The 24,803-nt window shown below is 71.5% G+C and carries 19 protein-coding genes and 1 pseudogene; 12 read left to right on the top strand and 8 right to left on the bottom strand.

Going from position 1 to position 24,803, the window contains the following annotated elements:
- Nucleotides 1–133: 133 nt before the first annotated feature.
- The 3 genes from ABZ215_RS36220 to ABZ215_RS36210 all read right to left on the bottom strand — a co-directional run bounded on the left by ABZ215_RS36220 (nucleotide 134) and on the right by ABZ215_RS36210 (nucleotide 4,799).
- Nucleotides 134–1,744, bottom strand: a complete 1,611-nt coding sequence (locus tag ABZ215_RS36220; protein ID WP_020418825.1) for a succinic semialdehyde dehydrogenase — start codon at nucleotides 1,742–1,744, stop codon at nucleotides 134–136.
- A gap of 154 nt (nucleotides 1,745–1,898) precedes the next feature.
- A complete protein-coding gene (locus ABZ215_RS36215) occupies nucleotides 1,899–4,163 on the bottom strand; it encodes an excinuclease ABC subunit UvrA (protein ID WP_354954951.1) in 2,265 nt (754 codons plus the stop codon).
- A 33-nt stretch (nucleotides 4,164–4,196) separates the two neighbouring features.
- A complete protein-coding gene (locus ABZ215_RS36210; RefSeq protein WP_020418823.1) occupies nucleotides 4,197–4,799 on the bottom strand; it encodes a TetR/AcrR family transcriptional regulator in 603 nt (200 codons plus the stop codon).
- A 91-nt stretch (nucleotides 4,800–4,890) separates the two neighbouring features.
- Between ABZ215_RS36210 and ABZ215_RS36205 the strand changes: the two genes are divergently transcribed.
- The 7 genes from ABZ215_RS36205 (at nucleotide 4,891) to ABZ215_RS36175 (ending at nucleotide 10,213) form a co-directional block, all read left to right on the top strand.
- The gene (locus ABZ215_RS36205; RefSeq protein WP_020418822.1) at nucleotides 4,891–6,036 is read left to right on the top strand and encodes an acyl-CoA dehydrogenase family protein; all 1,146 of its coding nucleotides are present in this window, start codon (nucleotides 4,891–4,893) and stop codon (nucleotides 6,034–6,036) included.
- Complete coding sequence (locus ABZ215_RS36200; RefSeq protein ID WP_354954949.1) at nucleotides 6,036–7,178, top strand: CaiB/BaiF CoA-transferase family protein; 1,143 nt, start codon at nucleotides 6,036–6,038, stop codon at nucleotides 7,176–7,178. Before ABZ215_RS36205 ends, ABZ215_RS36200 begins: the two co-directional genes overlap by 1 nt.
- Before the next feature lie 271 nt (nucleotides 7,179–7,449).
- Nucleotides 7,450–7,617, top strand: a complete 168-nt coding sequence (locus tag ABZ215_RS36195) for a hypothetical protein (RefSeq protein ID WP_020418820.1) — start codon at nucleotides 7,450–7,452, stop codon at nucleotides 7,615–7,617.
- A 304-nt stretch (nucleotides 7,618–7,921) separates the two neighbouring features.
- Nucleotides 7,922–8,404 (top strand): hypothetical protein, encoded by a 483-nt coding sequence (locus tag ABZ215_RS36190; protein WP_020418819.1) that lies wholly within the window; start codon nucleotides 7,922–7,924, stop codon nucleotides 8,402–8,404.
- A 128-nt stretch (nucleotides 8,405–8,532) separates the two neighbouring features.
- Nucleotides 8,533–9,429, top strand: coding sequence for a murein transglycosylase (locus ABZ215_RS36185; RefSeq protein ID WP_020418818.1), 897 nt, complete (start codon nucleotides 8,533–8,535; stop codon nucleotides 9,427–9,429).
- Between the two features lie 23 nt (nucleotides 9,430–9,452).
- Nucleotides 9,453–9,842, top strand: a complete 390-nt coding sequence (locus tag ABZ215_RS36180; protein ID WP_237338094.1) for a hypothetical protein — start codon at nucleotides 9,453–9,455, stop codon at nucleotides 9,840–9,842.
- A gap of 14 nt (nucleotides 9,843–9,856) precedes the next feature.
- The gene (locus ABZ215_RS36175) at nucleotides 9,857–10,213 is read left to right on the top strand and encodes a DUF3817 domain-containing protein (RefSeq protein ID WP_020418816.1); all 357 of its coding nucleotides are present in this window, start codon (nucleotides 9,857–9,859) and stop codon (nucleotides 10,211–10,213) included.
- Here ABZ215_RS36175 and ABZ215_RS36170 read toward each other — a convergent pair.
- Genes ABZ215_RS36170 through ABZ215_RS36150 form a run of 5 tightly spaced genes read right to left on the bottom strand, consistent with a single transcriptional unit; the run spans nucleotide 10,179 to nucleotide 14,580 of the window.
- On the bottom strand, nucleotides 10,179–11,042 hold the full coding sequence (locus tag ABZ215_RS36170) for a spermidine synthase (protein WP_354954947.1): 864 nt from the start codon (nucleotides 11,040–11,042) through the stop codon (nucleotides 10,179–10,181). The genes ABZ215_RS36175 and ABZ215_RS36170 overlap by 35 nt on opposite strands.
- Nucleotides 11,023–11,403: an adenosylmethionine decarboxylase gene (gene speD / locus ABZ215_RS36165; RefSeq protein WP_020418814.1), complete on the bottom strand. Its 381-nt coding sequence runs from the start codon at nucleotides 11,401–11,403 to the stop codon at nucleotides 11,023–11,025. Before speD ends, ABZ215_RS36170 begins: the two co-directional genes overlap by 20 nt.
- Nucleotides 11,393–12,541: a type III PLP-dependent enzyme gene (locus tag ABZ215_RS36160; protein WP_020418813.1), complete on the bottom strand. Its 1,149-nt coding sequence runs from the start codon at nucleotides 12,539–12,541 to the stop codon at nucleotides 11,393–11,395. The genes speD and ABZ215_RS36160 overlap by 11 nt, the downstream gene beginning before the upstream one ends.
- 12 nt (nucleotides 12,542–12,553) lie before the next feature.
- Nucleotides 12,554–14,152 (bottom strand): cation acetate symporter, encoded by a 1,599-nt coding sequence (locus ABZ215_RS36155; protein WP_027935990.1) that lies wholly within the window; start codon nucleotides 14,150–14,152, stop codon nucleotides 12,554–12,556.
- Between the two features lie 5 nt (nucleotides 14,153–14,157).
- On the bottom strand, nucleotides 14,158–14,580 hold the full coding sequence (locus ABZ215_RS36150) for a DUF485 domain-containing protein (protein ID WP_020418811.1): 423 nt from the start codon (nucleotides 14,578–14,580) through the stop codon (nucleotides 14,158–14,160).
- A gap of 871 nt (nucleotides 14,581–15,451) precedes the next feature.
- Here ABZ215_RS36150 and ABZ215_RS36145 point away from each other — a divergent pair.
- The 5 genes and pseudogenes from ABZ215_RS36145 to icmF all read left to right on the top strand — a co-directional run.
- Nucleotides 15,452–19,924, top strand: a complete 4,473-nt coding sequence (locus tag ABZ215_RS36145) for a nitrate- and nitrite sensing domain-containing protein (protein WP_354954944.1) — start codon at nucleotides 15,452–15,454, stop codon at nucleotides 19,922–19,924.
- A complete protein-coding gene (locus ABZ215_RS36140; protein WP_017983799.1) occupies nucleotides 19,921–20,361 on the top strand; it encodes a roadblock/LC7 domain-containing protein in 441 nt (146 codons plus the stop codon). The genes ABZ215_RS36145 and ABZ215_RS36140 overlap by 4 nt, the downstream gene beginning before the upstream one ends.
- Before the next feature lie 7 nt (nucleotides 20,362–20,368).
- Nucleotides 20,369–21,100, top strand: a complete 732-nt coding sequence (locus ABZ215_RS36135; protein WP_354954942.1) for a DUF742 domain-containing protein — start codon at nucleotides 20,369–20,371, stop codon at nucleotides 21,098–21,100.
- Nucleotides 21,081–21,692: an ATP/GTP-binding protein gene (locus ABZ215_RS36130; RefSeq protein WP_017983797.1), complete on the top strand. Its 612-nt coding sequence runs from the start codon at nucleotides 21,081–21,083 to the stop codon at nucleotides 21,690–21,692. Before ABZ215_RS36135 ends, ABZ215_RS36130 begins: the two co-directional genes overlap by 20 nt.
- 165 nt (nucleotides 21,693–21,857) lie before the next feature.
- Nucleotides 21,858–24,710 (top strand): annotated as a pseudogene (gene icmF / locus ABZ215_RS36125) (fused isobutyryl-CoA mutase/GTPase IcmF); the annotation flags it as partial.
- Nucleotides 24,711–24,803: the final 93 nt, after the last annotated feature.

Below are 24,803 nucleotides of genomic sequence, written 5' to 3'. Positions count from 1 at the left end.
GCGTGCCTTGACAACCCTGGTCGGCGACTAAAGATCGGCTGTGGATCGGGGGCGGGGGAGGTCTGGTTGGGGTAGTCGCTTGCTTTTACGTTGCCAGGCGGCGGTTTTTGTTGTGGGGCCGCGAAAAGAACAACTACCGGCGCGGTAGCTTGTCCAGCAGGCGGAGTCCGATCGTCATGCCCCGAGCCCAAACCTTCCCCGGCACCACGCGAGGCGGTCGAAGCCGGACGCCCCTCTGCACGGCGATCGACTGTGCTTCGGTGTACTTCAGCAGTCCCTCGGCGCCGTTCCGCCTTCCGAAGCCGCTGTCCTTCATGCCTCCCATGGGCAGGCCGACGCTGCCGAAGGTCGCCGCGTAGCCTTCGTTCACGTTGACCGTTCCGGCCTTCAACCGGGTGGCCACCGCCCATCCCGCGGCCGCGCTGCCGGACCACACGCTCGCGTTCAGGCCGTATTCCGTGTCGTTCGCGCGCTCGATGGCCTCATCCAGGTCCGTGTAGCCGTAGATCGCGACCACCGGGCCGAACGTCTCCTCCCGGAACAGCGCCACGTCCTCCGTCACGTCCGTGAGCACCGTCGGCTCGTAGAACAACGGGCCCAGGTCGGGACGGGCCCGGCCGCCCGTGAGCACAGTCGCTCCCTTGGCCCGCGCGTCCTCCACGTGGGCGCTCACCGCCGCCAGCTGGTCGGCGCTCGTCAACGAGCCCATGTCCGCAGCGAAGCCGAGTTCGGCGCCCAGCTTCAGCGCCTTCGTCTTCGCCACGAACGCCTTCGTGAACTCGTCCCGGATGTTGTCGTGCACGTAGATCCGCTCGACCGACACGCACAACTGCCCGGCGGAGGAGAAGCACGCCGTCACCGCACCGGCCGTCGCCTTCGCCACGTCGGCATCCGGCAGGACGATCATCGGGTTCTTGCCGCCCAGCTCCAGCGAATAGCCGGTGAGCCGCTTCGCGACCTTCTCCGCCAGCGCCTTCCCGGTCGGCGTCGAACCGGTGAAGCACAGGTAGTCCGACTCCTCGACGATCGCGTCGCCGATGCGCGAACCCCGGCCCAGCACGATCCGCCACACCCCCGCGGGCAGACCGGCCTCCTCGGCCAGCTCGTGCAGCCACAACGCCGACAACGCGGTCTGGTTGTCCGGCTTCTGCACCACCGCGTTGCCCGCCGCGAGCGCCGGCAGCACGTCCATCGCGGTCAGTGCCAGCGGGTAGTTCCACGGCGAGATGACCCCGACGACACCCTTGGGGTGACGCACCTCGCCCGCCTTCGTGGCGACCGGGATGACCCCGGCGGCGCGGCGGGCGCCGAGGATCTTCGCGCTGTGCTTGCCGTAGTAGCCCGCGACCAGGGCCGTCGCGCTGACCTCGTCGAACGCGTCGATCCGCGCCTTGCCAGCCTCCAGCTGCACCAGGTTCAGGATCTCCTCCTGACGGCCCAGAATGAGTTCCGCGAGCCGCTTCAGCACCCGCTGCCGCTCGGCCACCGGACGCGCCGCCCACGCCCGCTGCGAAGAGCGCGCCGCAGCGAACACCGCACGCACGTCTGCGTCGGTGGCCTGCGGAAGCGTCGCGGTCGGCAGCCCGGTGAACGGCGCGGTGATCTCCACCGGAGCGGAATCCTGACCGCCTTCGGCCCGCCGGGCGAGCTGCGCGGCGCGGGCCGCGGTGGGCGCGCCGGGGATCCCGCCGACGGTGTTCGGTCCCGTCGAAGCCTCACCCGTGTTCGCGGCAGTGCTGGTCATCGGCCCTCCTGGCGCTGGTCGGCGGCGTTACCGGCGAGTACAGCATACCGTCGGTATGGCCAGGATCCCTTTTCGTTCGGGAACGTCACAGTCGGAGATCCACACGTCTCAGGAGTGGGCGGCCGGCCCGGGCGAGGGCCGGGCCGGCCGCCTGTCACGCCACGTACCGCGCGAGGTGCTCGCCGGTCAGCGTCGCGCGAGCGGCCGCGAGCTCGGCCGGACTGCCCTCGAACACGACGCTGCCGCCGTCGCTTCCCGCGCCCGGTCCGAGGTCGATGACGTGGTCGGCGTGCGCGATGACCGCCAGGTGGTGCTCGACGACCACCACCGAGCGCCCGCTGTCCACCAGCCGGTCGAGCAGCTCCAGCAGTTGGGCCACGTCGGCCAGGTGGAGCCCGGTCGTCGGCTCGTCGAGGACGAGCACCGGGGCGTCGGCGGCCATGTGCACGGCGAGCTTGAGCCGCTGCCGCTCCCCGCCGGACAGGGTGGTCAGCGGCTGGCCGAGCGTGAGGTACCCGAGGCCGACGTCGCGCAGCCGCACCAGGATCCGGTGCGCGGCAGGCAACCCGGTGGCGAAGAACTCCGCGGCTTCGGCGACCGTCATCGCCAGCACCTCGGCGATGTTGCGCCCGCCGAGCCGGTGTTCCAGCACGTGGGCCTGGAAGCGGCGGCCCTCGCACTCCTCGCACACGGTGGTCACCCCGGCCATGAGCGCCAGGTCGGTGTAGACGACGCCGGCGCCCTTGCAGGCCGGACAGGCGCCTTCGGAGTTGGAGCTGAACAACGCCGGTTTCACCCCGCCGGCCTTGGCGAACGCGGCGCGCACCGGGTCGAGCAGCCCGGTGTAGGTCGCCGGGTTGGAGCGGCGCGAGCCCCGGATCGCGCTCTGGTCGACGACGACCACGCCCTCGTGCCGCGCCACGGCCCCGTGGACCAGCGAGCTCTTGCCGGACCCGGCCACCCCGGTGACCACCGTGAGCACGCCCAGCGGCACGTCCACGTCGACCTTCCGCAGGTTGTTCTCGGCGGCGCCGCGGATGGGCAGTGCCCCGGTGGGGACGCGCACGCTCTCCTTGACCGCGGCGCGGTAGCCCAGGTGCCGCCCGGTGAGCGTGCCGGAGGCACGCAACCCGTCGACGTCGCCTTCGTAGCAGACCTGCCCGCCCGCGGTGCCCGCACCGGGACCGAGGTCGACGACGTGGTCGGCGATCCGGATCGTCTCCGGCTTGTGCTCGACCACCAGCACCGTGTTGCCCTTGTCCCGCAGGCGCAGCAGCAGCTCGTGCATGCGGTGGATGTCGTGCGGGTGCAGCCCGACCGTGGGCTCGTCGAACACGTAGGTGACGTCCGTCAGGCTGGAGCCGAGGTGGCGGACCATCTTCACGCGCTGCGCCTCGCCGCCCGACAGCGTCCCGGCCGGCCGGTCCAGCGACAGGTAGCCGAGGCCGATCTCGACGAACGAGTCCAGGGTGCGGCCCAGGTTCGCCAGCAGCGGAGCCACCGAGGGGGCGCTCAGCCCGCGCACCCACCGGGCCAGGTCGCTGATCTGCATGGCGCAGGCGTCGGCGATGTTGATCCCGTCGATGCGGGAGGCCAGCGCCGCCGCGTTCAGCCTCGCCCCACCGCACTCCGGGCACGCGGCGAAGGTGACCGCCCGCTCCACGAAGGCGCGCACGTGTGGCTGCAGTGCGTCCTTGTCCTTGGACAGGAACGACTTCCGCACCCGGTGGAGCAGACCCTCGTAGGAGATGCCGGCCCCGCCGAGCCGGATCTTGGTCTGGTCGCGGTGCAGCAGGTCGTGCAGCTCGGTGTCGCTGTAGTCGCGGATCTTCTTGTCCGGGTCGAGGAACCCGGAGCCGGTGTAGGTGCGCACGAGCCAGCCGTCCGGGGTGAAGCCGGGCACTTGGATGGCGCCCTCGGACAGGCTCCGGTCCCGGTCGACGACGGCGCCGAGGTCGATCTCGGACACCTGGCCGGTGCCCTCGCAGCGCGGACAGGCCCCGGCGGGCAGGTTGAAGCTGTAGTGGAACCCGGGGCCGGCGCTGGGCTCACCGAGGCGGGAGAACACGATCCGCAGCATGGCGTGCACGTCGGTGGCGGTGCCGACGGTGGAGCGAGAGTTCGGGGTCATCCGCTCCTGGTCGACCACGATCGCCGTGGTCAGGCCCTCCAGGACGTCGACGTCGGGGCGGGCGGCCCGTGGCAGGAAGCCCTGGACGAAGGCGGAGTAGGTCTCGTTGATCAGCCGCTGCGACTCCGCGGCGATCGTGCCGAACACCAGCGAGCTCTTGCCGGAGCCGGAGACTCCGGTGAACACGGTGAGGCGGCGTTTGGGGATGGTGACGTCGACGTCGCGCAGGTTGTTGACGCGAGCGCCCAGGACGCGGATCAGGGCATGGCTGTCGGCGGGGTGTCCCATACCCCTACTCTATACACCGTACGGAGTACCCGTTCAGTCGCCGCGGTAGGCGCTCACCGCGAGCCGCTTCCACTCCTCCAGCAGCTGCTTCCGCCGCGCGGGCGCGCCACCCAGCTCGGCGTCCAGCGCCAGACCGCGGGTGAAGTTCACCGTCAGCCAGAACAGCGTCTCCAGGCGCTCGCGGGGCAGGTCGGGCGCGAAGTTCCGGATCAGCGTCAGCGTTTCGCGGCCCAGGGCCCGGTCGACCGGCCGGATCGCCGCCCGCAGGGCCGGGTCGGTGCGCGCCGCGATCCACAGTTCGGTCGCTGCGGTGGCGAGCGTGCCGGAATAACCGGCCCACAGCAGGTCGATCGCCGCGGGAATGGCCTCCTCGCCGCTCGGCAGGTCCGTGAACGACTCCGCCAGCGCCGCTGTCCGCCGGCTCGTGAGATGCGCCACAGCGGCCGCCATCAGGTCGGCCTTGTCCGCGAAGTGGTGCTGCGCCGCCCCTTTCGACACCCCCGCCCTGGCGCAGATCTCCTGCATCGACGTGCGGGCGTAGCCGAGCTCGACCAGGCACTCGATGGTCGCGTCGAGCAGGGCTGTCCTGGTCTGCTCCCGGCGCTCGGCCTGTGTGCGGTGCCCCCGCGCGGTCACGTCGCCTCCTTTACCGGCGCTCTCCCCGGATGTACATTCCAGTCGGAACTTACATTCCATCCGTAATGTTTTCCACCGCTGGAGGTCACCGATGCCGTTGCCCGCACCGAAGAGTTCCTGGGCGCAGGACCTGGGCGAGTTCCGCGAACTGGCCCGCGCGTTCTGCCAGAAGGAGCTCGTGCCGCACCAGGAGCGGTGGAGCGAGCAGAAGTCCGTCGATCGCGAGCTGTGGACCAAGGCGGGCGAGGTCGGGCTGCTCGCCATCTCGATCCCCGAGGAGTACGGCGGCGGTGGCGGCACCTTCGCGCACGAAGCCGTGCTGTACGAGGAGCAGGCCCGCAGCGGCGACGGCTCCTGGGGCGTGTCCGTGCACAACGGGATCGTGGCGCACTACCTGCTCCACTACGCCACCGAAGAGAAGAAGAAGGAGTGGCTGCCCAAGCTCGCCAGCGGCGAGTGGGTCGGCGCGATCGGCATGACCGAGCCCGGCACCGGCTCCGACCTGCAGGGCATCAAGACCCGCGCGGTGCGCGAGGGCGACGAGTACGTCATCAACGGCGCCAAGACCTTCATCAGCAACGGCGGCATGGCCGACCTGGTGGTGCTGGCCTGCAAGACCGACCCGGACGCCGGCGCGGCCGGGGTGTCGCTGATCGTCGTCGAGACCAACCGCGAGGGCTTCCGCCGTGGCCGCGTGCTCGACAAGGTCGGCCTCAAGGGCCAGGACACCGCCGAGCTGTTCTTCGACGACGTGCGGGTGCCCGCGGCGAACCTGCTCGGCGAGGAGGGCCAGGGCTTCATCCAGATGATGCAGCAGCTCCCGCAGGAGCGGCTGATCATCGCGGTCACCGCGGTGGCGGGCATGGAGGCTGCGATCGACCTCACCATCGAGTACACGAAGGGCCGCACCGCGTTCGGCCGCCCGGTCTACAACTTCCAGAACAGCAAGTTCAAGCTCGCCGACGCCGCCACCGAGGCGGCCGTGGCCCGCGCGTTCCTCGACCAGTGCATCGAGCGGCACCTCAAGGGCGAGCTGGACGTGCAGGGCGCGGCCATGGTCAAGCTGTGGACCACCGAGCGGGCCAACAAGGTCGTCGACGACTGCGTCCAGCTGCACGGCGGGTACGGCTACATGACCGAGTACCCGATCGCGCGCGCGTGGACGGATCTGCGCATCTCCCGCATCTTCGGCGGGACCAGCGAGATCATGCGCGAAGTCATCTCGCGGACGCTCTGATGGCGGGACCACTCGCCGGGCTGAAGGTCGTCGAGCTGGCCGGTCTCGCCCCGGCGCCGTTCGCGGGCACCCTGCTGGCCGACCTCGGCGCCGACGTGGTGCGGGTCGACCGGGCCAAGCCGGGGGCGGACGTCCTCGGCGTGCCCAACGATCCGCTCACCCGCGGCCGCCGGACCATCGGCGTGGACACCAAGAGCCCCGAGGGCGTCGAGGTCGTGCTGCGGCTCGCCGACCGGGCCGACGTGTTCATCGAGGGGTTCCGCCCCGGCGTCGCCGAGCGCATGGGGCTGGGCCCGGAAGACGTGCAGGGGCGAAACCCGCGGATCGTCTACGGCCGGGTCACCGGCTGGGGCCAGGACGGGCCGCTCGCTTCGGCGGCCGGGCACGACATCAACTACCTCAGCGTCGCCGGCGCGCTCGAACCCATCGGGCGCGCCGGGGAACGGCCGGTGCCGCCGCTCAACCTCGTGGGTGACTTCGCCGGCGGCGGGATGCTGCTGGCGTTCGGCATCCTCGCCGCGCTGCACGAGCGGACCTCCTCGGGTCGCGGGCAGGTGGTGGACGCGGCGATGGTCGACGGCGCGGCGCTGCTGATGACGCAGCTGTTCGGGATGCGGTCGGCCGGGATGTGGCCGAACGAGCGGGGCGGCAACGTCCTCGACGGCGGCGCCCCGTTCTACGACACCTACGAGACCGCGGACGGCAAGTACGTCGCGGTCGGGGCGATCGAGATGCGGTTCTGGGGCGACCTGGTGCGGGTGCTCGAACTGGACCCGGCGGAGCTGCCGGTGCACCTGGACTGGAACCAGTGGCCGCGGCTGCGGGAAATCCTGGCGTCGGCGATCGGCAAGTTCACGCGGGACGAGCTGGTGGCGCGGGCGGAGGGCACGGACGCGTGCCTGACGCCGGTGCTGAGCCCGTGGGAGGCGGCGGCGCACCCGCACAACGCGGCGCGCGGGACGTTCGTGGAGATCGGCGGCGTGGTCCAGCCCGCCCCGGCGCCGCGGTTCGACCGCACGCCGCCCGCGACGCCCGAGGCGCCCCACGAGAAGGGGGCGGACACCGAGGACGTCCTCGCCGAACTCGGGTACGACACCGAGCGGGTCGCGGCGCTGCGAGCGGCGGGGGTGATCGCTTCCTGACACGGGTTCCACGCGGCCCCGCGCCCGCGATTCCTTTCCCCGCAACGGGGTACTGGCAAGGTGGGCGGCGCGCAGGTGATCGCCTCCTGACGCGCGTGCGACAGATCGTTTAGAGTGGTCACAAGTCCCGGCTGGGCACGCAGCGTCACAGCGTCCAGCCATCCGTGTGAAGGGGTGTCGAAAACGTCCCGGTGACGGCAGGATTGCCGTTGATCGGGGGAACCAGGCCCGCGGCGCGCCGCGGGCCCAGTGCAGCGAGGGGAACACGGCCATGTCGGCGAACACCAAGAAGATCGTCATCGTGGCTGTCGTCGCGCTCGTGCTGTTCTTCCTGATCACGCGTCCGACCGAGTCCGCAGAGGTGGTGCGCAGCGCGCTGGGCTGGCTCCGCGACGGTGCCGAAGCCATCGTGACGTTCGTCCGCAGCCTCTTCTCCTGACCCCATTCCGGCCACGGCCGGCACCGCCTCCCGCGGTGCCGGCCGTGGCCGTGCGCGTCTCGCCGTCAGCTACGGAAAGTCACCAATCTCGGCATCTGAGGGGTGCTGTTCGACCATCCGGGTGGATTGGGGTGATTAACGCGCTGGTCGCCGAATTCCTTGCCCGGAACCTCTGGCGCGACGGCCCGAATTCCCCCTACGGTGCTCACATTGCGTGACCAGCCGGTTCTCGCCGGCGAAACGGTCAATCGCTTCGATCATCGCCGTTCGATGGTGGCTTTCAGTGGGGCACGAGGAGGCAGGGATGACCGGAGATCCCGGGGTGGATGCGGTGATTGCCCAGTGGGCGTCCGAGCTCGAGCGCACGCCGGAGGAGATGGAGGCCGACCGGATCGCCTCCGCCTGGCTCGCCGAACTGCCGCAGCAACCACCAGGGATTCCCGGCCAGCGGGCCCGCACCGGCACCCGCACGTGGAAGCCGGTGGAGTCGGCCGACCCGGACTACCTGGACGCGATGCAGGAACGCCTGCCCGAGGTGCCGGTCGACCTGCTGGTCGCCGCGGCCGGCTGGTGGCAGATGGTCGGCGACATCGAAGAGGCCAAGGCCTGGTGGGACGCCGGCATCAGCCCGCTCGACCAGCGCGCGCTGGACTACCGGTCCGCCGGCCTCAGGCCGTCCGACCTGTCCCGCCGTCTCGGCCCGATGACGGTCCTGCAGCACCTGCGCCGCGGCAGCGCCCCGGCCTGGTGCGTCGCCCGCCTCGCCCGCCAGCAGCGCGCCAGCTGACCGTCGAGGTCGCGTAACGTCAGGAAACGCGGCCTCGTTGGTCAGGTGAGGCTTTAGCGCTCGCTTGACACCGGCGCACCTATCGTCGGCGCGCGGGAGCGTGCGGACGTCGGTGGGAGGCAAGGTTCTTGGACACGGAGCAGATCGAGCACGACCCTGCGGACGTGTCCACCGAGGAGGAAGCCGTGGCGCAGCCCGCCGGCAGGCGGGCCGCGCCGGCGGTGCTCGGCAGGCTCGCGGTCGTGGTGGTGGTGCTGGCCGCGGCGGTCGGCGGCGTCTGGGCGACCAGCGCGGTCACCCGGCCCGACCGCACCGAGACCACCACCGAGATCCCGGACCTGGACAACGCGGCGGCACAGGTCGCGCCCGGTTCGGCGGCCCCGGTCAACGCGACCGTCGAGGGCACGCCCGCGGCGCAGACCCAGCCGCAGCAGCAACCCCAGCAGCAACAGCAGTCCGGCGGCGGCGACCTGCTTTCCCAGTGGGCGGCCAAGGTCTCCGACGTCACCGGCATCCCGGCCCGCGCGCTCGTCGCCTACGGCAACGCCGAGCTGGAGATGCGGGCCGCGCAGCCGAAGTGCCGGCTGTCCTGGGCCACGCTCGCCGGCATCGGCCGGGTCGAGTCCAACCACGGCCAGTACGGCGGCGCGGTGCTGCAGGCCAACGGGCTGCCGTCGAAGGCGATCATCGGCGTCCCGCTGGACGGGTCGCCCGGCATCAGGGCGATCGGCGACAGCGACGGCGGCCGCTTCGACGGCGACCCGGTGTACGACCGGGCGGTCGGGCCGATGCAGTTCCTGCCCAGCACCTGGGCCCGCTACGGCGGCGGCTACAACCCGCAGCAGATCGACGCCGCCGCGCTCGCCGCGGCCAAGTACCTGTGCGTCGGCGGCCGCGACATGGCCAGCGCGAACGGCTGGTGGGCGGGAATCCTGTCGTACAACAACTCGGTCGACTACGGGCAGAAGGTGTTCGGCCTCGCCGACGCCTACGCCAAGGCCGCCCAGGTCGTCAAGGTCTCCTGACCCGCGGGTGCTAGCGTCGTGGGGTGCCCACGGGTCTGTTCACGCCGCGCCGGATCGCGATCGGCGTCCTGTGCGTCGCCGCGTTCGCGGTCTGCTGCGGGCTGGCCTGGTGGCAGTGGAATCGGTTCGAATCGGCGAGCGGCTCGTTCCAGAACCTCGGTTACGTGCTGCAGTGGCCGCTGTTCGGCGTGTTCCCGGCGTTCATGGTGTGGCGGATCTGGAAGCTGCGCCGCGAGGCGGCCGCGGAGGACGCCGCGCCGGAGGAGTCGCGTGCCGAGTGGGGCCGCAAGCCGGTGAGCGAGGTGCCCGCGCCGCGGGTGCGCCGGGCTCCGGCCGACGACGAGGACCCCGAGCTCGCCGCGTACAACCGCTACCTGGCCGAGCTGCACGCTCGTGACCAGCGCGAGAGCTAGAAAGGCAGACTGCGATGGTGGACACCGACGAACGTGAAGGCGCCCCGGCCGCGAAGGCCGCGCCGGCCCTGCGGGGGCCGCTGCTGCGCTACCGCGTGCTGGCCTACGTCACCGGTGTCGCGCTGCTGCTGCTGACGGCGGCGTTCATCCTGAAGTACGCGTTCGACTCGCCCGGCATGATGAGCTGGGCCGGCGTCAGCCACGGCGTCTTCTACATGGTCTACCTGGTGTTCGCGGTCGACCTGGCGCTCAAGGCGCGGTGGTCGATCAAGGGCACCATCCTGGTGCTGCTCGCGGGCACCATCCCGTTCCTGTCGTTCGTCGCGGAGCGCTCGGTCACGCACCGCGTCCAGGCGGGTCGCAAGCTCTGAGCGAGTAGGGCACGACGGTCGACCCGCGCAGGGTGTCCGCGTCCAGGGTCGCCGGCCGGAAGCCGTCCAGCCGGGCGACCATCTCGCCCACCGGGTCGGCCACCTCGTCGGTCCGGCCGGACAGGAACGCCCACTCGTGCTCGTCCGAGCCGAAGTACACCGGCGTGGCGAAGACCTCCCGGAACCGCGCCCACGCCACCCGCAGCGTGTCGTTGCGCCACAGCGTCGGGCAGCCGCCCTGGCAGCACACCACGCCGCCGGGCGCGAGCAGCCCGGCGCACTGCCGCAGGAAGTCCGCGCCGTAGAGCCGGTTGTGCTGCGCCGCCGGGTCGGTGTTCTCGTCCGGCAGGTCGATCACCACCAGGTCGTACCCGCCCGGCGACGACTCGGCGAACGAGAACCCGTCCTGGTAGTGCACCCGGATCGGTCCGTCGCCACGCTCGGCGGCTGCCAGTTCGTCGAGCGTGTAGCCGTAGGGGAGCAGCTCCGCGCACGTCCGGACCGCGACCCGGTCGATGTCGACGTGGTCGACCTGCTCAGCGCCGAACGCCACCGCCAGCTGGCTCGCCACGCCCTCGCTCGACCCGATGATCAGCACCCGGCGCAGCTCGGCGGCCAGCAGCATCGCGGGCACCATCAGCGCCTCGTGGTAGACGAGCTGGCTCTCCTCGGTGCTCTGCCGCTCGTCGTCGCAGAACAGGGACACGCCCTGCGCGGTGCGGCCGATCAGCAGCCGCTGGAAGCCGGTGTGCTCGTCGAACAGCACCTCGGACACGTCCCACACCCGCGACAACCCGGGGCCGAGGGGCTCAACGATCTGCCGTGACATGCTTCTCCCCGCGCTCGACGACCGACATCTCCACGTCCGCGGCGCCCAGCGCGGCGGACAGCAACCGCACCGCGAGCACCGGGTCCGCCTGGTCCCCGCAGGTGAACACGTCCGCGAACACCGCGCCGATCTCCGGATAGGTGTGCACCGAGGCGTGCGACTCGGCCAGCAGCGCCAGCACCGTCACGCCCTGCGGCTCGAACCGGTGGCCGACCACCTCGCGGACCGTCGCCCCGGCCTCGGTCACCGCGGACCGCAACGCCTCACGCAGGAACGCCGGATCGTCCAGCAGGCCGGGGGCGATGCCCCGCAGCTCGGCGAGGACGTGCCGTCCGGCGAACGCGCCGATCTCACGCGCCATCGGCGAGCACGCCTCCTTCCAGGCAGTAGGTGCGCAGGGGCGGGATCCCGTTGAACGCCACCGACGAGTAGCTCGCCGTGTACGCGCCGGCGTCGAGGATGTCGATCCGGTCACCGGCGCGCAGCGACAGCGGCAGCTCGTACGGGGTCCGTTGGTACAGCACGTCGTCACCGTCGCACGTCGGCCCGGCGAGCACGACGGGACCCCGCTCACCGCCGCGGTCCACCGGTTCCAGCCGGTAGGGGATGGCCTCGTTCTCGGTCTCGGCGAGCCCGTTGTACCGGCCGACGTCGAGGTAGACCCAGCGCCGTCCGAACCGGGTGGCCACCAGCACCACCTCGGTGCGGATCAGCCCGGCCTCGGCGACCACGGCCCGGCCGGGTTCGAGCAGCACCTCCGGCTCGTCCGGGAAGTACGCGGCCACCGCGGACCGGATCGCCCCGGCGTACCCGGCGAGCGACGGCACTGCTTCGCGGTAGGTGATGCCGAACCCGCCGCCGATGTTCAGCCGCCGCGGCCGCACCCCGCGGGCCGCGCAGTCGGCGAAGATCTTCGCGGCCGCGGCGACGCCGGCCTCCCACGCACCCGGGTCCGGCTGCTGCGATCCGACATGGAACGCGATCCCGGCCGCGTCCAGGCCCAGCCGGTCCGCCTCGGCGAGCAGGTCGGCGGCCCGGTCCGGCTCGCAGCCGAACTTCTGCCCGAACGGCGTGGCCGAAGCCGGGCCGTCCACCAGTACCCGCACCGACACCGACGCGCCCGGCGCGTGCTCGGCCAGCGCGGCCAGGTCACCGGGGGCGTCGGTGGTGAAGTCACGCACCCCGCGCGCCCACGCGAACGCGATGTCGGCCGGCTTCTTGATCGTGTTCCCGTAGGACAGCGCCGCCGGCTCCGCACCGGCCGCCAGGCACGCCTCGATCTCCGCCGGGCTCGCGACGTCGAACCCGCCGCCCGCGCCGAGCACGGCCCGCAGCACCGCGGGCTCGGGGTTGGCTTTGACCGCGTAACGCAGACACGCGCGCGGGAACTCGCGGACGAACTCCCGCACGCGTTCGGCGACCGTGTCCGTGTCCACGACCAGGCACGGCGTGCCGGGGCCTGCTTCGCTCAGGAACCGCCTGATCCGCTCAACGCTCACCCGTGAAGCGTCTCAGGAGCCGATACCGGTCAGCGAACGGACCTCCATCTCGGCGTGCTTGCGCGGGTCGGCCTTGTCCTTGGCCAGGATCGTGCCGAGGAAGCCGCACAGGAACGAGAACGGGATCGACACCAGGCCCGGGTTCTTCAGCGGGAACCAGTGGAAGTCCACGCCCTTGATGATCGAGTCCGGCGAACCGGACACCACCGGCGAGAAGATCACCAGCACCAGGCACGCGCCGAGCCCGCCGTAGATGGCCCACAGCGTGCCGGTGGTGTTGAACCGCTTCCAGAACAGGGAGTACAGCAGCGTCGACAGGTTCGCCGAGGCCGCGACCGCGAACGCCAGCGCGACCAGGAACGCGATGTTCTGCCCGTTGGCGAGGATGCCGCCGATGATCGCCAGCACCCCGATCCCGATCGCGGTGAAACGCGCCACCCGCACCTCGTCGACCGGGTCGGCGTGGCCGCGCTTGAAGATGTTGGCGTACACGTCGTGGGCGAAGGACGCCGACGCGGTCAGCGTCAGGCCGGCCACCACCGCCAGGATCGTGGCGAACGCGACCGCCGCGATGATGCCCAGCAGCAGCGTGCCGCCGATGTGCAGCGCCAGCAGCGGCGCCGCGGAGTTCTCGCCACCGGGCGCGGCCTTGATCTGGTCCGTGCCGACCAGCGCGGCCGCGCCGAAGCCGATGACCAGGGTGCACAGGTAGAACACGAACATGCAGGCGGTGGCCCACACGACCGAGCGGCGCGCTTCGTGCGAGTTCGGCACCGTGTAGAAGCGCATCAGCACGTGCGGCAGCGCGGCCGCGCCCAGGATCAGCGCGACGGCCAGCGACACGAAGTCCAGCTTCGTGGTGCCGTTCGCGCCGTACTGGCCGCCCGGCTCGAGCAGCTTCCCGCCCATCGGGCTGTGGTAGGCCGCCTGCGAGAGCAGGTTCGACAGGCTGAAGCCGAACTTGCCGAACAGGAACACGGTCATCAGCACCGCGGACAGGATCAGGATGGTGGCCTTGATGATCTGGACGTACGTCGTGCCCTTCATGCCGCCGACCAGCACGTACAGCACCATGACGATGCCGACCACGGCGATGATCAGGGCCTGGCCGAGCCCGCCGTGGATGTTCAGCAGCAGCGCGATCAGACCGCCGGCGCCCGCCATCTGGGCCAGCATGTAGAACAGCGAGATGACCAGCGTCGACGTCGCGGCGGCGGCGCGCACCGGGCGCTGCTTCATCCGGAAGCTCAGCACGTCGCCCATGGTGAAGCGGCCGGTGTTGCGCAGCAGCTCCGCGATGAGCAGCAGGTCGACCAGCCAGGCGACCAGGAAGCCGATCGAGTAGAGGAACCCGTCGTAGCCGTGCACGGCGATCGCGCCCGCGATGCCGAGGAACGACGCGGCCGACAGGAAGTCACCGGACAACGCGATGCCGTTCTGCCGCCCGGTGAACGCGCTGCCCGCGGCGTAGTAGTCGGAGCGCGAGGAGTTCCGGCTGCTCACGCGGTACACGACGAACAGCGTGATGGCGACGAAGAGCGCGAAGACGGCGATGTTCACGACCGGGTTGCTGGCCGCGGTCGCACCGCCTGCGGCGAGAAGGTGGTTCATCGGGGTCACTGCACTCCTGCCTGGCGGCGGACCTCGTCCACCTCGGGGTCGATCCGGCGCCGCGCGAACCGCAGGTAGGCGGCCGTGATCGCGGCGGTCGAGACGAACTGGAGGATCCCGAGGACGATCCCGACGTTGACCTCGCCGAACACCTTGATGCTCATGAAGTCGTGCGCGTACGCGGCGAGCAGCACGTAGAGCAGGTACCAGAGCACGAACGCCAGGCTCATCGGGAACACGAAGCGGCGGAACCGGCTGCGGAGCGCGGTGAACTCCTCGCTGCGCTGGATCGCGACGAAGTCGGGGCCCGTCCGGCGGCGCGGGCCGGGCGGCTCGGGGGTGGTCGGGCTGCTGCTGCCGAACAGCGGCCGCATCTGTCCCGTGTCCTCCACGGGGTTGCGCGCAGCGGTGCGGGCGACGTTCTGCATCTCTGCCTCCCGGCGAGCGAGCGAAGTCGGCGAAAATCCTTCGGGAGCGCACATGCTAGCCACGGCGACCTGCGCCTCCGACAGCGGAGGACCTCTTCAGAGTGAAGCGGGTCTGCGCCACCCGGACGGGTTAATCCGCTGATCGGGCGAAAGGCGGGCGGGATTCCGCCGAAGCACGTAACCGGCTGTGAAGTGGCGCGGGGTGCCGTCCCTGGAAGGGGTGAGGGGCGTCAAGACGCGCAACACCGCGGCGGTGGTGGGAAAACGCTGGCCAACGGCGGTGACCGGGCAGAAATCCACGTCACAGCGAAAGCCACAAGATCGGGCGGTATTAGGCCGCGCCGCCACAGCGCGTTCGCACGGTCGGTGCGGATTTTCCGATTCATCCCAGTAAACTCTGGGCTAAGTGGGTGACAGGTCCACGGTGTGGGGGTGCCCTGCCGTAACCACGCACCCCGCTTGTGCTGCCCTGACAAGGCATTTCGCGTAAACCCCTTGTCACCAGCGGTATTTCCGCAGGTCAGCACCCCCGGATTCGGCGGGCTTCGGCTGAGCCCGTTTGGTGTACGCTTCCGGGGCCACGCTGACTCGCTGTGACCGAGCGTAAACCGGTGTTGTGCGCGGCATCGTGCACACCGCATGATGCACCGGCAACGGCGCCGGGCCGGTCCGGCGGGACGGCGGGCGGCCGGGACAGCGCCGTCGGCTGGGGCTGCAGGAGAAGCGACGAAGTTCCACCCGTGATGAGGAGAGCCATGCGGTTGAGGCCACGCGGTGCCGTCGCCGTGCGCTCCGGCACGGGTCCGGCCCACCACGCACAGCAGACGCCGGACAGGGAGTCACCTTCGTGACCGTTGCAGGACAGGGCCAAGTGCCTGTGGGACAGCTCCTCGGCCAGCAACCGAAGGAGCCGTCGAAGTGGGCCACGCTCACGCGCTGGCGGGACTGGCGGCTCTCCGCCAAGCTCGCCGCCGTGTCGCTGGTGCCCATCGTGGTCGCCCTGGTGCTGGGCGGGATCACGATCGGCAACCAGGTCGAACGCTCCGGCAACTACGAGCGGATGAACCGGCTGGTCGAGCTGAACGGCACGGTCCGCACGCTCGTCGACGCGCTGCAGCAGGAGCGCACCGAGACCGCGGCGCTGCTCACGCAGGGCACGGTCGGCAGCTCCCCGCAGCTGGACGCCGCCCGCAGGCTGGTGGACGAGGCGACCGGGCCGGTCAGCAGCGCCACCGGGCACGCCGCCGACGCCGACGACGGTGTCCGCGCGCCCGGCGAAGCCGCGCAGGCCGCCGTCGGACGGCTCCCCGAGGTCCGCCGCCAGGTCGCGGAGGGCCGCCTCGACGCGGTGCAGGCGCTGGCCGCCTACAGCGAGATGACCGAGTCGCTGATCGGGCTGGACACCGCGCTAGTCGCCGGCATCGGCGACGACGCCATCGGCGGCACGCCGAGCGCGTTGCACGACGTGCTGGTGGTGAAGGAGGAGGCGTCCACCGCGCAGTCGCTGCTCGGCTACGGCATCGCGCGCGGCAACCTCACCCCGAGCCAGCTCAACGACCTGCGCACGGCCGAGCTGCGGCTGACCGACCGGCTCGCCGACTTCCGGGCCGCGGCCAGCTCCGCGCAGGAGGCCCAGTTCGACCGCTCCGTGATGGGGCAGGACTTCAACACCCGCAGCCGCCTGGTGAACGGCGTGCTCGCGGCGGAGGGCGCGTCGGTGCCCAGCGCGCTGCGCGGCATCTCGGCCCAGCAGTGGACCGCCGTGTCGGCGTCGGTGATCGCCGCGTTGAACACCGTGAGCGACAGCCTGGGCGACGAGCTCACGACCACCTCCGCGGACCTCGCGGACAGCGCGGGCACCGACGCGGGTCTGCTCGCGGTGCTGCTGTTCCTCGCGCTCGTGGTCACCGCCGCGGTCGTCATCCTCATCACCCGCCAGCTGCTGCAGTCGCTGCGGATGCTGCGCGCGGGCGCACTGGACGTCGCCGACCGGCAGCTGCCCGCCGCGGTGCAGAACATCCAGGAAGGCCGCGAGCAGAGCACCGACGTGCAGCCGTTGTCGGTCGGCACCACCGACGAGATCGGCGAGGTGGCCAAGGCCTTCGACGCGGTGCACAGCCAGGCGCTGCGCCTCGCGGTCGAGCAGGCCAACATGCGCACCGGCTACAGCAGCGTGTTCGTCAACCTCTCGCGCCGCAGCCAGAGCCTCGTGCAGCGGCAGCTGCAGCTGATCGAGCGGCTGGAGCGGGACGAGGAGGACGCCGACCAGCTGGCGACCCTGTTCCAGCTCGACCACCTCGCGACACGCATGCGGCGCAACAACGAGAACCTGATGGTGCTCTCCGGCGCCGAGCCGGGCCGCCGCTCCGGCCAGCCGGTCACCACCTCCGACGTGCTGCGCGCCGCGGTGTCGGAGATCGAGCAGTACCAGCGCGTCGTCGTGCAGACGCCGCCGGAGGCCCGCATCGTGGGCTTCGCGGCGAGCGACCTGATGCGCCTGGTCGCGGAGCTGCTGGACAACGCGACCGCGTTCTCCGCGCCGGAGACCCAGGTGACGGTGACGACCCGCGCCGCCGACCACGGCGGCCTGGTCATCGACATCATCGACCAGGGCATCGGCATGAACGAGGCCGAGGTCGCCGAGGCCAACGCCCGGCTGACCGAGGCCGGCACGGTCGACCTCGCGACCTCGCGCCGCATGGGCCTGTTCGTGGTCGGCCGTCTCGCCGGGCGCCACGACATCGGCGTGGTCCTGCACGGCGGCAAGGACATCGTGGGTGTGCGGGCGACCGTCACGGTGCCCGCGGACCTGGTGATGGACCTGCCCGCGCCGGCCCCGGCCCGGCCGGACCCGTCGACCGCGCTGCCGCGGCGGCGCACGGTCAACGGCGCCGGGCGGCCGGAGGCGCTGGCGAACTTCGGCCAGACGCCGGGTGACGGGGCCAGCAGCCCGTCCTGGACGCAGAACGGGCACTCCGGTGTGCTGCCGCCGCGGCCGCCGTCGGACCTGGAGATCTCGGGTACCGCGTTGTTCACGCCGATTCCGGCGGAGGGGGAGGAGCCTGCGGCGCCGCCCGCACCCGCGCCCGCCCCGGCCGCCGAGGCGCCCGCCGAGCCGGAGCCGGAGCCCGCACCGGGTGAGCTGCCCAGCGGCAAGGCGTTGTTCACGGCGAACAGCAGCCCGCTGTCGGAGTGGTGGAGCTCGGCGGCGAACGAGCCGAAGCCCGCGACGCCGCCGCCGTCGCGCCGCGAGACGACGCCGATCTTCGACGAGACCCTGTCGGCCTGGTTCCGCAGCGACGACCCGCCCGCCGCCTCTTCGAAGACGGCCGAGTCCACTTCGGACAAGGCGGGCGCTTCGGGCGACAAGGCGGCCAGCGGCTGGGACTTCGCGGTCGACGAGAACTGGCGTGCGGTCCAGGCGGCGTCCCAGGTGGAGCCGAAGACCTTCACCGATGCGGGCCTGCCGAAGCGCCGCCGTGGCGAGCAGTTGCTGCCCGGAAGTGCCGCGGCGGAGACCCCGGCGCCGAACCCGCAGCGCGAGATCCCGGTCCGCGACCCGGCGGACGTGCGGGGCAGGCTGAGCAGCTTCCAGCGCGGCGTGAACAGGGCTCGCCACGCGAAGCGCGACCAGCCCGAAGGCGCTGGGGTGCCGGAAAGCGCTGCCAGCGCGCAGAGCACTGCGGCGACTACCGGGAGCGAGGCCTCGTCGGTGGCCGAGGCGTCGCCGGGTGGGGGGCTGCCGCGCCGGCAGCCGCGCCCGGGGGCGGCTGCCCCGGATTCGGCGAAGGACCCACGCCCCGGCGCTGCTGCCCCGGATTCGGCGAAGGACCCACGCCCCGGCGCTGCTGCCCCGGATGCGGCGAAGGACCCACGCCCCGGCGCTGCTGCCCCGGAATCGGCGGCGGAGCGGAAGCCGCGCCCGTCGGCGGAGGCTCCCCAGCTGGACAGCGGCCTGCCCCAGCGCCGCCCGAAGCCCGGCGCCGCGGACAGCGCCCAGCCCGCGGCCGCCACGGCGGAGACCGGCCTGCCCCGCCGCGAGCCGAAGGCTGCGGAGCCCACGGACGCGGGCCTGCCCCAGCGCGAGTCGAAGGCGGCGGGTTCGACGGAGGCCGGCTTGCCGCGCCGCGAGTCGAAGGCGGCCGGGCCGACGGACGCCGGCCTGCCCCAGCGGGAGCCAAAGGCCGCCGGCGGCTCGGCCACGGAAGGCACGAAGCCCAGCCAGCCCGAAACAGCGGACAACGGCCTGCCCCGCCGCGAGCCGAAGGCCGCGGAGCCGCAGTCGGCCAGCGACTCGCCCCAGCGCGAGCCGAAGGCGGCGGCTTCGACTGAGGCTGGCCTGCCCCAGCGCGAGCCGAAGCCCGCGGGTTCGACCGAGGCTGGCCTGCCCCAGCGCGAGCCGAAGGCGGCGGGAGCGACCGACAGCGGCTTGCCGCGACGCCAGCCGAAGGCAGCCTCGCAGGCCTCGGAGACCGAGCGCGCTCAGTCGAAGGAGCCCGCAGCCCAGGCCGAGTCCCAGCCGAAGACTGCGGAGGGGACCGAGCCGGGCCTGCCCCAGCGGCAGCCCAAGGACGCCGCCTCACGCAGCGAGGCGCAGCCGGGAAGCGGTCTGCCCCAGCGGCAGCCCAAGCCGTCCGACAGTGGCCTTCCGCAGCGGCAGCCCAAGGACGAGGCCCCCTCGCGGGGCGAGGCGCAGCCGGGAAGCGGCCTGCCTCAGCGGCAGCCCAAGCCCGCCGAAACCGGCCTCCCGCAGCGGCAGCCGGCTTCGGCTCAAGCGGAAACCGGCACTGGTCTGCCGCAGCGGCAGCCCAAGTCCGCCGACACTGGCCTGCCCCAGCGGCAGCCACGCACGGACAGTGGCACCGGGCTCTTCCAGAGCGAGGGCACGGGCCTCTTCCAGCGGCCCGGCGGCACCGGCGAGAGCACCGGCCTCTTCCAGCGGCCGGGATCCGCGCCGGACACCCCGGCCGAGCCGCAGCCGCAAAGCCAGCAGCCGCACAGCCGGCAGCCGCAGGGCCAGCAGGCGCAAAGCGGCGACGCCGTGGCGGGCGGGGACGGCGCCTGGTCCTTCGCGTCCGACGAGAGCTGGGCCGCGGTGCAGACCGTCTCCTCGTCGCCGCCCTCGAACTTCACCGCGGCCGGGCTGCCCAAGCGGCGCCGCGGTGAGCAGTTGCTGCCCGGCAGCGCACTGGCCCCGGGGGCCCCCGCCCCGGCGCCGCGGACACGTCGTGACCCGCAGGATGTGCGTGGCAGGCTGAGCAGTTTCCAGCAAGGTGTTCAGCGTGGAAGGCACCGGACCGCTCAGTCCGCCGACCCCGATCAAGGAACCATGGAGGGTGAATGACCACGCCGCAGCCACAGAACCAGTTCGGATGGCTGGTCAATGATTTCGCCGAGCGTGTGCCTGGCGTGGCGCACGCGGTGGTCGTTTCGGCCGACGGCCTGCTGCTGACCGCTTCGAACCGGTTGCCGCTCGACCGCGCCGACCAGCTCGCCGCGGTGGCCTCCGGGCTCGTCAGCCTGACCCAGGGCGCGGCGCGGTGCTTCGAAGCCGGTGCGGTCAACGAGACCGTCGTGGAGATGGAGCTCGGGATCATGATCCTGATGTCCATCAGCGACGGCTCCTGCCTGGCGGTCCTGGCCGCCCCGAACTGCGACATCGGCCAGGTCGCCTACGAGATGACCATGCTGGTCGACCGGGTGGGCCAGATCCTCACCCCCGAACTGCGGGCTCAGCTGCAGGGGGCCGCGGGTCCCCTGATCGGTGAACCGGTGGGATGATGCCGACATGACAACGGGATCCGAGAGTGGCTCCCCGACGTCCGGCGGTGAACCGGAGCCGACGTTCGCCGACGTGATGAACAGCTTCAGCCTGGACTCCGGGCGCGGCCGCCGGAAGCGCAAGAAGCAGCGCGACCAGCAGCCCGGGAACGACACGGCCGAAGCCCCCGAAACACCACAGGCCGAGCAGGCGCCCCCCGCGCCACCGCCGACGCCACAGCCGCAGCCGGCACCCGCTCCGCCGCCCCAGCCGGAGCCCCCGGCCCGGCCGGCGAGCCTGTTCGACTCCTCGCCGGGCAGCGGGTTCTTCGAACCCGTGCAGCCCGCCCAGCCGTCGCGGCCCGTGCCGTTCCGGCGCGAGGAGCCCGAGATCCAGCCCGCCGAGGAGACCGCTGTGGTGCGCCCGTACGCGCTCACCGGCGGCCGCACCAAGGCCCGGGTCGCCCTGGAACTGGAGACGCTGATCTCCGTCCAGGACGCCGTCCTCGCCCGGCTCGACGCCGGAGCGCTGACGGTGCAGTTCGAGCACCGCTCGATCATGGAAGAATGTCGGACACCGCGGTCGGTTGCGGAGATCGCAGCGCTGCTGCGGGTCCCGATCGGCGTGGCCAGAGTCCTCATCAGCGATGCCGCCGATGCCGGGCTGGTCACCGTGCACCGCACTATGTCGACCAACGACGACGCCGAGGCGCATCTCATGTTGATGGAAAGGGTGTTGAGTGGACTCCGTCGGCTTTAAGGCACCGCGGCAGACCGCGCCGCAGACCATGACCTCGGCCAAGATCGTGGTGGCCGGTGGCTTCGGTGCCGGCAAGACCACCTTCGTCGGCTCGGTCTCGGAGATCGTGCCGCTCACCACCGAGGCCATGATGACCGACGCGAGCCGCGGCATCGACAACCTCGACCAGACACCCAACAAGGCCACCACCACCGTGGCCATGGACTTCGGCCGCGTGTCCCTGGACAGCGACCTGATCCTGTACCTGTTCGGGACGCCGGGTCAGCAGCGGTTCTGGTTCATGTGGGACGACCTGGTGAAGGGCGCGATCGGTGCCGTGGTGCTCGCGGACACGCGGCGGCTGGCGGACTCGTTCGCGCCCGTCGACTTCTTCGAGGACCGCAGGCTGCCCTACATCATCGGCGTCAACACCTTCGACGGCCAGCTCCACCACGAGCTGAGCGACGTGCGCGAGGCCCTGGCGATCGACGAGAGCATCCCGATCGTGCGTTGCGACGCCCGCGACCGCGAGTCGACCAAGCAGACGCTGATCACGCTGGTCGAGTACGCGATGCGGCAGTGGATCGCGATGCGCGCCGCCGGCACGCGCTGACGCCGGCGCGGTAGCCAGGGGAAGTGCCGGGGCGGGGGCCCGGCACCCGTCCGGTCGACGCTGGCTTCGTGCTGCCCGCCTACTGAATCGTTACGGTTCCGCGGTGGATGTCGCCGCGGTCACGCTTGGGTTTGCGATAGTAGGAAGTCCAAGTATTTTTGAGGCATGAACGCCTCCCTTCACCGGCCCGTGCACCCGGTGCGGTTCGTCACCGCCTCGAGTCTGTTCGACGGGCACGACGCTTCGATCAACATCATGCGGCGCATCCTGCAGTCGCAGGGTGCGGAGGTCATCCACCTCGGCCACAACCGGTCGGTGGACGAGGTCGTCACGGCCGCGATCAGCGAGGACGCCCACGGCATCGCGATCAGCGCCTACCAGGGCGGCCACGTGGAGTACTTCAGCTACCTCGTCGAGCTGCTGAACGAGCGCGGCGCCGGGCACATCAAGGTGTACGGCGGCGGTGGCGGCGTCATCGTGCGCGAGGAGATCGAGCTGCTGCACTCCCGCGGGGTCGCGCGCATCTTCTCCCCGGACGACGGCCTCCAGCTGGGCCTGCCGGGCATGGTCAACCTGATGATCAAGGAGTGCGACTACGACCTGGCGGAGGTGCCCGCCGGGTCGGACGACGACCTGCTGGCCGGTGACGTGCCGTCGCTCGCGCGGTTCATCACGCAGCTGCAGGCCGGCAGCGTCGCCGAGGACCGGCTGGCCCGCGTCACGGAGGCGGCGCGCGCCCGGACAGTCCCGGTTCTGGGCATCACCGGCACCGGCGGCTCGGGCAAGTCGTCGCTGACCGACGAGCTGCTCCGTCGCTTCCGGCTGGACCAGGAGGACAAGCTGCGCATCGCGGTGCTGGCGGTCGACCCGACCCGGCGCCGCGGCGGCGGTGCGCTGCTGGGCGACCGGATCCGGATGAACGGCCTGGACGGCTCGCAGGTCTACTTCCGCTCGCTGGCGACCCGTCAGGCGGGCGGGGAGGTGCCGGAGGGCCTGGACGAGGCCGTGCTGGCGTGCAAGGCCGCGGGCTACGACCTGGTGATCGTCGAGACGCCCGGCATCGGGCAGGGTGACGCCGGCATCGTGGACCACGTCGACTACTCCCTGTACGTGATGACGCCGGAGTTCGGCGCCGCGTCGCAGCTGGAGAAGATCGACATGCTCGACTTCGCCGACGTGGTGGCGATCAACAAGTTCGAGCGCCGGGGCGCCGAGGACGCGCGCCGCGACGTGGCGCGCCAGATGGTGCGCAACCGCGAGGCGTTCGGCGTCGCTCCCGAGGACATGCCGGTGTTCGGCACCAGCGCCGCGCGCTTCAACGACGACGGCGTGACCGCGCTGTACCAGTACCTGCGCGACGCGCTGGCCGAGCGCGGCCTGTCGGTGTCGGCCGGTCAGCTGCCGAAGGTGGAGACCAAGGTGTCCACCGGGGCGACGGTGATCATCCCGGCGGCGAAGGAGCGCTACCTCGCCGACATCGCCGCCACCGTGCGCGGCTACCACGAGAAGACCCGGGACCAGGTCGCCGCCGTGCGCAAGGTCGACCAGCTGCGGGCCGCGAAGGACGCGCTGGCCGCCGACGGCGCGGACACCGGCCCGATCGAGGCGCTGCTGGCCAAGGCGGAGTCCGAAGTGGACCCCTCGGTGGCCGGCCTGCTGGAGCGCTGGGAGGAGCTGTCCGAGTCCTACCGGCAGGAGGAGCTGGTCGTCCGCATCCGGGACAAGGAGCTGCGCACCCAGCTGTGGCGGGAAACCCTGTCCGGCAACCGGATCCCGCGGGTGGCGCTGCCGCGCTACACCGACCGCGGCGAGCTGCTGTCGTTCCTGCGCCGCGAGCACCTGCCCGGGTACTTCCCCTACACCGCGGGCGTTTTCCCGTTCAAGCGGGAGGGCGAGGACCCGGCGCGCATGTTCGCCGGCGAGGGCGACGCGTTCCGCACCAACCGCCGCTTCAAGTACCTCTCGGCCGACTCCGAGGCCAAGCGCCTGTCCACGGCGTTCGACTCGGTGACGCTGTACGGGCACGACCCGGACACGCGACCGGACATCTACGGCAAGATCGGCACCTCCGGCGTGTCCATCGCGACGCTGGACGACATGAAGGCGCTCTACGACGGCTTCGACCTGACCGCGCCGAACACGTCGGTGTCGATGACCATCAACGGTCCCGCGCCGACGATCCTGGCGTTCTTCCTGAACACCGCGATCGACCAGCGGATGGACGCCTTCCGCGCCGAGCACGGGCGCGAGCCGACGCCGTCGGAGGCCGAGGACCTGCGCGAGTGGACGCTGCGCCAGGTGCGCGGCACGGTGCAGGCCGACATCCTCAAGGAGGACCAGGGCCAGAACACCTGCATCTTCTCCACCGAGTTCAGCCTGCGCATGATGGCCGACATCCAGGAGTGGTTCATCGAGCACGGGGTGCGCAACTTCTACTCGGTGTCGATCTCCGGCTACCACATCGCCGAGGCCGGGGCGAACCCGATCTCGCAGCTGGCTTTCACGCTGGCCAACGGGTTCACCTACGTCGAGTCCTACCTCGCCCGCGGCATGCACATCGACGACTTCGCGCCGAACCTGTCGTTCTTCTTCTCCAACGGCATGGACGCCGAGTACTCGGTGCTCGGCCGGGTCGCGCGCCGCATCTGGGCGGTCGCGATGAAGGAGCGCTACGGCGCCAACGAGCGCTCGCAGAAGCTCAAGTACCACGTGCAGACCTCCGGCCGGTCGCTGCACGCGCAGGAGATGAGCTTCAACGACATCCGCACCACCCTGCAGGCGCTGTGCGCGCTGTACGACAACGCGAACTCGTTGCACACCAACGCATACGACGAGGCGATCACCACGCCGACGGAGAACTCGGTGCGCCGCGCGATGGCCATCCAGATGATCATCAACAAGGAGTGGGGCCTGTCGAAGAACGAGAACCCGTTGCAGGGCTCGTTCATCATCGACGAGCTGACCGACCTGGTCGAGGAGGCCGTGCTCACCGAGTTCGACCGGATCGCCGAGCGCGGCCCGGCTGGATAGTTGGAGGAACGAGTGTCAGGAGCACGACTCACGCGAGTTCTCGTGCTGGCGGCGGCAGCAACGCTGGCGCTGGGTGCGTGC

Origin of the sequence: Amycolatopsis sp. NPDC006131 (assembly GCF_040614175.1) — a bacterium.
Lineage (GTDB): Bacteria > Actinomycetota > Actinomycetes > Mycobacteriales > Pseudonocardiaceae > Amycolatopsis_E > Amycolatopsis_E tucumanensis.
Note: the sequence above shows the minus strand (reverse complement) of the source record. Positions and strands in the feature narration are given on the sequence as shown.

Excerpts from the sequence above, each read along its gene's own strand:
- ABZ215_RS36220 (WP_020418825.1), bottom strand. The coding sequence starts at position 1,744 with ATGACCAGCACTGCCGCGAACACGGGTGAGGCTTCGACGGGACCGAAC.
- ABZ215_RS36215 (WP_354954951.1), bottom strand. The coding sequence starts at position 4,163 with ATGGGACACCCCGCCGACAGCCATGCCCTGATCCGCGTCCTGGGCGCT.
- ABZ215_RS36205 (WP_020418822.1), top strand. The coding sequence starts at position 4,891 with ATGCCGTTGCCCGCACCGAAGAGTTCCTGGGCGCAGGACCTGGGCGAG.
- ABZ215_RS36200 (WP_354954949.1), top strand. The coding sequence starts at position 6,036 with ATGGCGGGACCACTCGCCGGGCTGAAGGTCGTCGAGCTGGCCGGTCTC.
- ABZ215_RS36195 (WP_020418820.1), top strand. The coding sequence starts at position 7,450 with ATGTCGGCGAACACCAAGAAGATCGTCATCGTGGCTGTCGTCGCGCTC.
- ABZ215_RS36190 (WP_020418819.1), top strand. The coding sequence starts at position 7,922 with ATGACCGGAGATCCCGGGGTGGATGCGGTGATTGCCCAGTGGGCGTCC.
- ABZ215_RS36175 (WP_020418816.1), top strand. The coding sequence starts at position 9,857 with ATGGTGGACACCGACGAACGTGAAGGCGCCCCGGCCGCGAAGGCCGCG.
- ABZ215_RS36170 (WP_354954947.1), bottom strand. The coding sequence starts at position 11,042 with ATGTCACGGCAGATCGTTGAGCCCCTCGGCCCCGGGTTGTCGCGGGTG.
- speD (WP_020418814.1), bottom strand. The coding sequence starts at position 11,403 with ATGGCGCGTGAGATCGGCGCGTTCGCCGGACGGCACGTCCTCGCCGAG.
- ABZ215_RS36155 (WP_027935990.1), bottom strand. The coding sequence starts at position 14,152 with ATGAACCACCTTCTCGCCGCAGGCGGTGCGACCGCGGCCAGCAACCCG.
- ABZ215_RS36150 (WP_020418811.1), bottom strand. The coding sequence starts at position 14,580 with ATGCAGAACGTCGCCCGCACCGCTGCGCGCAACCCCGTGGAGGACACG.
- ABZ215_RS36140 (WP_017983799.1), top strand. The coding sequence starts at position 19,921 with ATGACCACGCCGCAGCCACAGAACCAGTTCGGATGGCTGGTCAATGAT.
- ABZ215_RS36135 (WP_354954942.1), top strand. The coding sequence starts at position 20,369 with ATGACAACGGGATCCGAGAGTGGCTCCCCGACGTCCGGCGGTGAACCG.